Below are 287 nucleotides of genomic sequence, written 5' to 3' on the forward strand. Positions count from 1 at the left end.
CAACTCGCTGGGCGGGGAATGCGCGCTGGCCACCTGGGTCAGCATCGCGGTCAGCTCGCCCCGCTCGGACACCGTCAGCGCGTCGCGCAGCAGCGGCGCCAGGGCGTCGGCGACCTGCGAGAACGGGAGACGCGCCTGCGTGTAGCCCCAGGCTCGCCCGAAGGTGGCCGAGATCCGATCCACCTCGAGCGGACGCTCCATGTATTCGAGGATCCGCGTTTTCTCGCTGGCGGTGAGGGGGCTGCCGGTCCGGACCAGCTGGATCACCAGGATCCCCGCCGCCAGGC

At 71.4% G+C, this 287-nt stretch carries 1 pseudogene; it reads right to left on the bottom strand.

What is annotated here, in order from left to right:
- Positions 1-287: pseudogene (locus ACLBYB_RS33345) on the bottom strand (TerB family tellurite resistance protein); the annotation flags it as partial.

The sequence above is a fragment of the Methylobacterium sp. D54C genome, from assembly GCF_053345595.1.